8 protein-coding genes and 2 pseudogenes are annotated in these 6181 nt (G+C 52.5%); 4 read left to right on the top strand and 6 right to left on the bottom strand.

Going from position 1 to position 6181, the window contains the following annotated elements; all coding sequences use genetic code 11:
- The 3 genes from ACU8YC_RS24435 to ACU8YC_RS24445 form a co-directional block, all read left to right on the top strand.
- Nucleotides 1-506: M20/M25/M40 family metallo-hydrolase (locus tag ACU8YC_RS24435; protein ID WP_446895896.1), on the top strand; the 506-nt coding region annotated here is incomplete at its 5' end.
- 607 nt (nucleotides 507-1113) lie between these two features.
- Nucleotides 1114-1395 (top strand): hypothetical protein, encoded by a 282-nt coding sequence (locus ACU8YC_RS24440; protein WP_446895897.1) that lies wholly within the window; start codon nucleotides 1114-1116, stop codon nucleotides 1393-1395.
- A 21-nt stretch (nucleotides 1396-1416) separates the two neighbouring features.
- Nucleotides 1417-1581, top strand: coding sequence for a winged helix-turn-helix domain-containing protein (locus tag ACU8YC_RS24445; protein WP_446895898.1), 165 nt, complete (start codon nucleotides 1417-1419; stop codon nucleotides 1579-1581).
- 395 nt (nucleotides 1582-1976) lie between these two features.
- On the opposite strand, the gene ACU8YC_RS24450 is transcribed toward ACU8YC_RS24445, so the two are convergent.
- The 4 genes and pseudogenes from ACU8YC_RS24450 to tnpA form a co-directional block, all read right to left on the bottom strand.
- Nucleotides 1977-2396 carry an IS66 family transposase gene (locus ACU8YC_RS24450; RefSeq protein WP_446895899.1) on the bottom strand — a complete coding sequence of 140 codons (420 nt, stop codon included), beginning with the start codon at nucleotides 2394-2396 and terminating at the stop codon, nucleotides 1977-1979.
- A gap of 1 nt (nucleotide 2397) precedes the next feature.
- A complete protein-coding gene (locus ACU8YC_RS24455) occupies nucleotides 2398-2847 on the bottom strand; it encodes an IS66 family transposase (protein ID WP_446895900.1) in 450 nt (149 codons plus the stop codon).
- A 2-nt stretch (nucleotides 2848-2849) separates the two neighbouring features.
- Nucleotides 2850-3081 (bottom strand): annotated as a pseudogene (tnpB, locus tag ACU8YC_RS24460) (IS66 family insertion sequence element accessory protein TnpB); the annotation flags it as partial.
- A pseudogene (gene tnpA, locus ACU8YC_RS24465) lies at nucleotides 3065-3401 on the bottom strand (IS66 family insertion sequence element accessory protein TnpA). The pseudogenes tnpB and tnpA, both read right to left, overlap by 17 nt.
- A 297-nt stretch (nucleotides 3402-3698) precedes the next feature.
- Here tnpA and ACU8YC_RS24470 point away from each other — a divergent pair.
- Nucleotides 3699-4643, top strand: a complete 945-nt coding sequence (locus ACU8YC_RS24470; protein WP_446895901.1) for a LysR substrate-binding domain-containing protein — start codon at nucleotides 3699-3701, stop codon at nucleotides 4641-4643.
- 13 nt (nucleotides 4644-4656) lie between these two features.
- Here ACU8YC_RS24470 and ACU8YC_RS24475 read toward each other — a convergent pair whose 3' ends face one another.
- Nucleotides 4657-5823 (bottom strand): M20 metallopeptidase family protein, encoded by a 1167-nt coding sequence (locus ACU8YC_RS24475; protein WP_446895902.1) that lies wholly within the window; start codon nucleotides 5821-5823, stop codon nucleotides 4657-4659.
- On the bottom strand, nucleotides 5823-6181 hold a 359-nt coding region (locus ACU8YC_RS24480), incomplete at its 5' end, for a hypothetical protein (RefSeq protein ID WP_446895903.1). The genes ACU8YC_RS24480 and ACU8YC_RS24475, both read right to left, overlap by 1 nt.

Consider the following 6181-nt stretch of genomic DNA (forward strand, 5'->3'; position numbering starts at 1 on the left):
CCGCTTTTGCTAATAGCGTACTGGCGATTAATGCATTGACCGACATGACGCGTGGCACCACGCTAAATGTGGGGGTGGTGCAGGGTGGCAGTGCGGCGAATGTGGTGGCAGCGAAACTCCGCGCAGAACTGGACGTACGTTTCTGGGACAATGAAGAGTATGACCGTGTCCATCAGGCTTTACTGTCGCTCTGCCAGCAGGGTTTTCTTGAGGGTGTCACCACCACGCTCACCCGGGTCAGCCATAAGCCTGCGATGGCGACGAACGGGGAAACACAAAAACTGATGGCGCTGGTTGAGCGGGCCGGACAGGAAGAAGGGATCGCCGTGACATGGCAGGCCGTTGGCGGCGGTAGCGATGCCAATCTCACTGCGTCACTGGGGATCCCGACGCTGGATGGTTTGGGACCAGTCGGCGCGGGTTTTCATGGCGTCGATGAATGGCTGAATATCGCCTCAATCGAACAGAGGATACGTTTATTAAAACGCGTAATCACTATGCTGTAAGCTTTTACTCATCAGATCACTTTGAATATGTAACAGGTAGGCAGACTCACCAGCCTGTTATACACTATCAAAAATAGGTTGAGAACGATATCCTGCACTGGGATTTATTATGATCATGGTGCATATTGCCTGGGTTTGTTTGTACAATAATCGGGTATGAGAAGGGCGTTGAGTGAGCAGATAATTTCTGCATGTGTACTGCTACTTTCTTTTCTGAACTCGTTGTAAAATCCGGTTATCGACTCATATCTCACCATCTGACTGATATCGCTGACTGTAATTTTGCGACGAAGTAAATGCGCATTCGGGGTGCAACTGTACCTTACAGATATATTACCGGGTGGCGTCTGGGAGACAGTCGCGTTTATTTTTGGTGGGAAAAATAACACAAATTTATGGACCACAGCTGAGTACATATAGTCTCAGAACCGTCTGACAGGCACAGGAATTGCTGAGAGGATAATGAATCAGAGAAGACATCGGGACTTATTAACGAAATGGGCTGGATCGGACATGTTCTTCTGTATCGGGACGCCGAATGTTCCCTGAATATGATAGCCTACAGCGCGGTGATTATTATGCACCGCTATGCCGGGGAGGATGTACTGTGCGCACTGAAGCTCTGGCGAAAAAAAGGATGGAAATGCCGATTCTGGTGATAAACGACCCGGTTGACGTCGACGTTCGGGTAGATATCCTGAATGCCGGCGCAGATGACTGGTTTGCCGCCCCTGCTGCATCTGACGAAGTTATTGCCCGACTTTATGCTATTCTCCGCCGGGGCACGGGTGCATTTTCTGTAGTGCTGCAAGCCGCTGCGGTATCCTTTGATATCTGTAGTCGGTCTGTGAGCGTGAGGGGAGAAAACATCAGACTCACTGCCAGATAATCGACTATTCCTGCACTGCTTTTGCGACGCTACCCCCGTATCCTGACCCGTCGCAGTCTTGAAGATAACCAGTGTACCTCGGAGCGGGAAGTCAGCAGTAATACACTGGAAGTGCACATCAGCAACCTGAGGCGCGACATAATCGAAACAGTTCATTGTTCAGGCTATCGTCTACTGCCTAATTAATGCAACAGTAGCACTTCTGACAGTACCTGGGGAAAAAACGAATATTTTCGCTGATGGCACTATTCAGATCGAGTGATCCGTGCCGGCACTTCATTTTACAGCTGATATTGAGTGATTCTGGTTGCGCAGTGTAATCTTGCGGGGAACTCATATTGACAGCGCGATCTTGGTTAATTTCGGAGAGACGATCGTCTCCGGTTTCAGAGCAGGTATTGTGTCAGGCGTCGAATTACTGAGTCGGGTATTTGCCGCAGGTGCCGAAGTACTGACTGCGGTAATAGCAGAGAGGGGATGCAGATACAGACTTCGCCTTAGGCCCTGCGGAGCATGGCTTCGCCGCGATCCCTGTGTCAGGTGCGCAACACCCGACAATAGGTTTTCGGCAGAACCAGCCGTTATTCGCTGAACCTGAAGGCCGGGAACGGCAGTAACTCATCCAGCCGATCCTCCGGCCACGATGGCAGGCGCTTCAGCACATCCGTTAACCACGCATGCAGCTCCAGACCGTTCATTTTTGCCGTTTCCAGCAGACCCATGATTTGCGCAGCCCTTTCTCCGGCTGCCAGGGATCCTGCGAAGAGCCAGTTGCTGCGGCTCATCGCCACCGGCCGTATAGCCCGTTCGGCACGGTTATTCTCCATCGGAACCCTACCATCCTCCAGGAATCGGACCAGCGATGCCCATGTTTTGGGTTTCAGCGGATAACTTATCGCTTTGTACAGCGCAGATCCGGGTTGGCTGGCACCCCGTTGCTCTGTCAGCCAGCCATGCAGTTTATCCAGCAGCGGTTTGATATATCGTCGCCGCCACCGCACCTTATTTTCCGGTGAGCGCGCGCGAATACGCTCCTCCAGACTTGAACATCCGCGCGAGCACTTTCAGAACGAACTCTGCACGTGGGTCTCCGCTGGCCTTATATAACTCAGCGAACCGTCTGCGGGCATGGCTCCAGCATCCGGCGTTGATTATCCGGTCGTTTTCTTTCGCCACCACCTTGTAGGCGTCATAGTCATCCGAGACCTGATATCCGCCGGTCCATTCTGACAGGAACGCCAGCGGGTATTTAGCTCCACGGCCTGCATGGCATTCGAAGACGGCGATCGGATTGCCGGTATATGCGCCGCTGACGTAGCTCCAGAGGTATCCCTGCCTCGATGTGCCACCTTTTCGGGTGTACAGGATACGCATCATCGTCTCATCAGCATGAACCACGCTGCGGGTCAGCAACTCGCGGTAGAACCGTTCGGCCAGTGGCGTCAGCGCCACGCTGTGGCATCATTTTCACGCGGCCAGTGAAAGTGCCCCTGATGCAGACGTTGGGTGCATAACCATACCCCGTGTTTGTCCCAGCGCAGCACTTTGATGCGGGTCCGAGCTTTATTGGCAAAGATGAAGGCCGCACTGTCGTGCCATGACGATTTCAGCGCGTCCTGTACATACTGCATCAGCGTGTCGATCCCGCGGCGCATGGGCGAGGAAGACATTATCGGGTTTCAGTATAGCGGAGTGCCCTGAAGACATCGGTCAGTTGTGAAGGATGGCAACACATGCGTATTCCTCCAGGGAGAAAGAGCGTTACAGGTTCATTTACAGCAGCAGCGGCATGCTGAGAAAGGGAGTCGACGGGCGCAGGAGTATCAGAAACGCTGACGGGGATGGTTAGCGCGTTGCTCAGCTTTTGCCACATCTTGCGGCCACTGTCGTAGTTATTTGAAAGGGATATCGTAAAGGTCGCAATATTGTTCGCGAGTGAGTCCACTGGCCCGCCATGCGGCGACGTGGCGCTTTTTCTGGTCAAGAGTCCATCGAATGGTTGGCATTGCCCGATCTCCATGGGAGTTGTAGGAATGCCAGTCATGCTAACTGTCTGAAAATTCCTGTGAAGATGAGTTCCCCGTAACCTTACTGCGCGGTAGCTATCTGCGCTTGTGCTGTGCAGTCTGTCGTAACGGTATTTGCTTACACAGTGTTTAGCCGGCAGGATATATACCTGCCATCTGTATACCTTTTCCCGTATCCGCATTTACGTTCAGGCCAGAATACATTACAAACACTTACTTCCTGTATGGTTATGTTCGGATATGATCCGGGGGGATAACTACCTGAATCAGGCTCTCATGAATATCAATTTACTCAGGACATTTCTGGCGCTGGTCAGACACGATTTAAATTTTACCCTGACTGCGGAGAAACTGGGGATTTCCCAGCCTGCAGTCACCAAAAGTATTAAAAATTTTGAGCAGGTGATTGGGGCTCCACTCTTCCGGCGAAAGGGGCGTCACTGTTATCAGCTCACCGACAGGGGGCACCAAATCCTCCCTCTCGCACGGTCGATTGTTGAACAGGCTGACAACCTGCTGTCCGAGAAAAAAAGCACCAGCGACCGTATTACACTGAATATCGCCACCACCCACACGCAGATAAAATACCGACTTACCCACACGGTGGAACATATTCTTCAAAAATACCCGCAGGTATCCGTTAATTTTCACCAGGCCGCGCCTGAAACCATGGCCGGCATGGTGTCGTCAGGTCAGGTGGATTTTGCGATTGCCACCGAGTCCTTTCATCTTTTCAGTGATATCCGGGCATTGCCCTGTTATCACTGGGGACGGAGTCTCGTGGTACCTGGAGACCACCCCCTCGCTTCCCTGGAAATCACCTCCCTGGCAGAGATAGCGGCATATCCGCTGATCACCTATGTTTTTACCTGTCATGAGCGTTCTGATATCTACAGCGCCTTCACTCAGCAGGATATTGAGCCGAATATCGTGATGTCGGCGACAGATGCCGACATCATCAAACATTATGTCCGCAAGGGACTGGGGGTTGGGATTGTCGCCTCCTGTGCAAAGGATGAGGATGAGGCGCTGGTGTTTATCAGTCTTGATCATCTGTTGCCTGGTGGCCAGACCTCGGTTCTGGTCAGCCGCAGCCACTGGCTCAGCGATGTGGCCTGCGAGTTTATCAGCTCATTTGCACCACATATCAGTGAATCGCTGATTTGTTGCTTTGGTAACAGCCAGGGAAGTGTCGCGGCGACAGAGCTGCCCTGGCAATAAAAGGTACAGGACCTCAGGTCACCAGGTTAATAAAAATCTGGCTGCCTACCATCAGGCAGTCATCATCCAGATAATAGGGATTTGAGTGCAGGTAATTGTGGATCCCTTTTTTCTGGCAACCGCTGCCGAGGAAAAACATGGCGCCTTTCCGGTCTTTTGTCGCATTAATCAGGTAGCTGAAGTCTTCGCTGCCGGTCATGGGTTTTCCGGCCGTATCCACTCCGTCAGCGGGGAGAAAGGCGGCCGCGGTACATAACGCATCGTACGCCTGCGGGTGGTTGATAACGGCAGGATAGCCGGCATACGTCATTGAGGTCCTGAACCCGCGCAGTTCGCTTTGCGCCACCAGTGATGTAAAACTTTCCTTCAGAATCGTATCCGTCTGTTCTTCCATCGCCCGGATAGTCCCTCTGGCGGTTGCGCTGTCCGGGACGGCATTGGGGACGGTCCCGCCTGACATCATTCCGCAACCAAAGACAGCCGGGCTGAAGGGACTCGTTTTCTTGGCAATAATATAATCCATGTCACCAATGATTCGTGACACTTCCCGGATGGCATCCAGCCCTTTCTCCGGGGTTGAACCGTGTGCCGAAATACCGTTCACATTCAGGGTCCAGGCCGAGCCCCATGACGACATAACCCCATTGTTAAAACGAACCGTGCCGGTTTCCATTGATGCGTCATTGTGCAGCGCATAAACGGCGTCCACGCCTTCCATACAGCCGAGTGTGACCAGTAATTCTGCTCCCGGCACGGTCATGTCCTCTTCGGCCATCTGAAAAATAAAACGGACATTGGCTTTTAGACGTTCCGGACTGGCGGCAAGATAACGGGCAGTGGTCAGCAGAATTGCCATATGAGAATCATGACCGCAGTTATGCGCCAGGCCCGGATGTTCCGAGGTATAGTCGCATTCCGTCAGATCAGGCATTTCCAGTGCATCCATATCAGCCCTGAACGCCACCAGTGGATAGTTGTCGTTTACATGCAGGTCGGCAATAAACCCGGTGCAGCAGGGCCATGTACGGATGCTCAGTCCTGCATCGCGCAGGACTGACTGACAGTATGCAGCGGTTTTAAACTCCTGCCCGGAAGCTTCAGGAATACGGTGTAAATCATGGCGAACTGAGACACTGAACGCTTTTAGTGACATAAGGTCACGACAGATATAATCCATCATCAGATAACTCCCTGTAATGAGAACCCCAGCTGGGCGACGAGTGACGCCCCAAAAAAGCAGGAGGTGGAGACCACCAGAAAGAGAACGATAACTTTCCAGGACATTTTTTTCAGTTCATCCAGTTGACCGCCCACGGAGAGGCCGGCAAAAGCCAGCAGCGGGACACAGCAGGACAAAAAGGAAATTTTTGCCGTGGCACCTAAAACAAACTCTCTGACCGGAGTGTCCGGTAAACAGACAATAATGCCAATAATCGTGGCGTACGAAAATGCCGGCAGCGAGGTGGGCAGATACATTTTCGCCAGCAGGGACAGCGCGACAATAAGCATGATTGCCACGGCACTGTCCCACATGGCCT

This window comes from Citrobacter sp. VF227, from assembly GCF_052950715.1.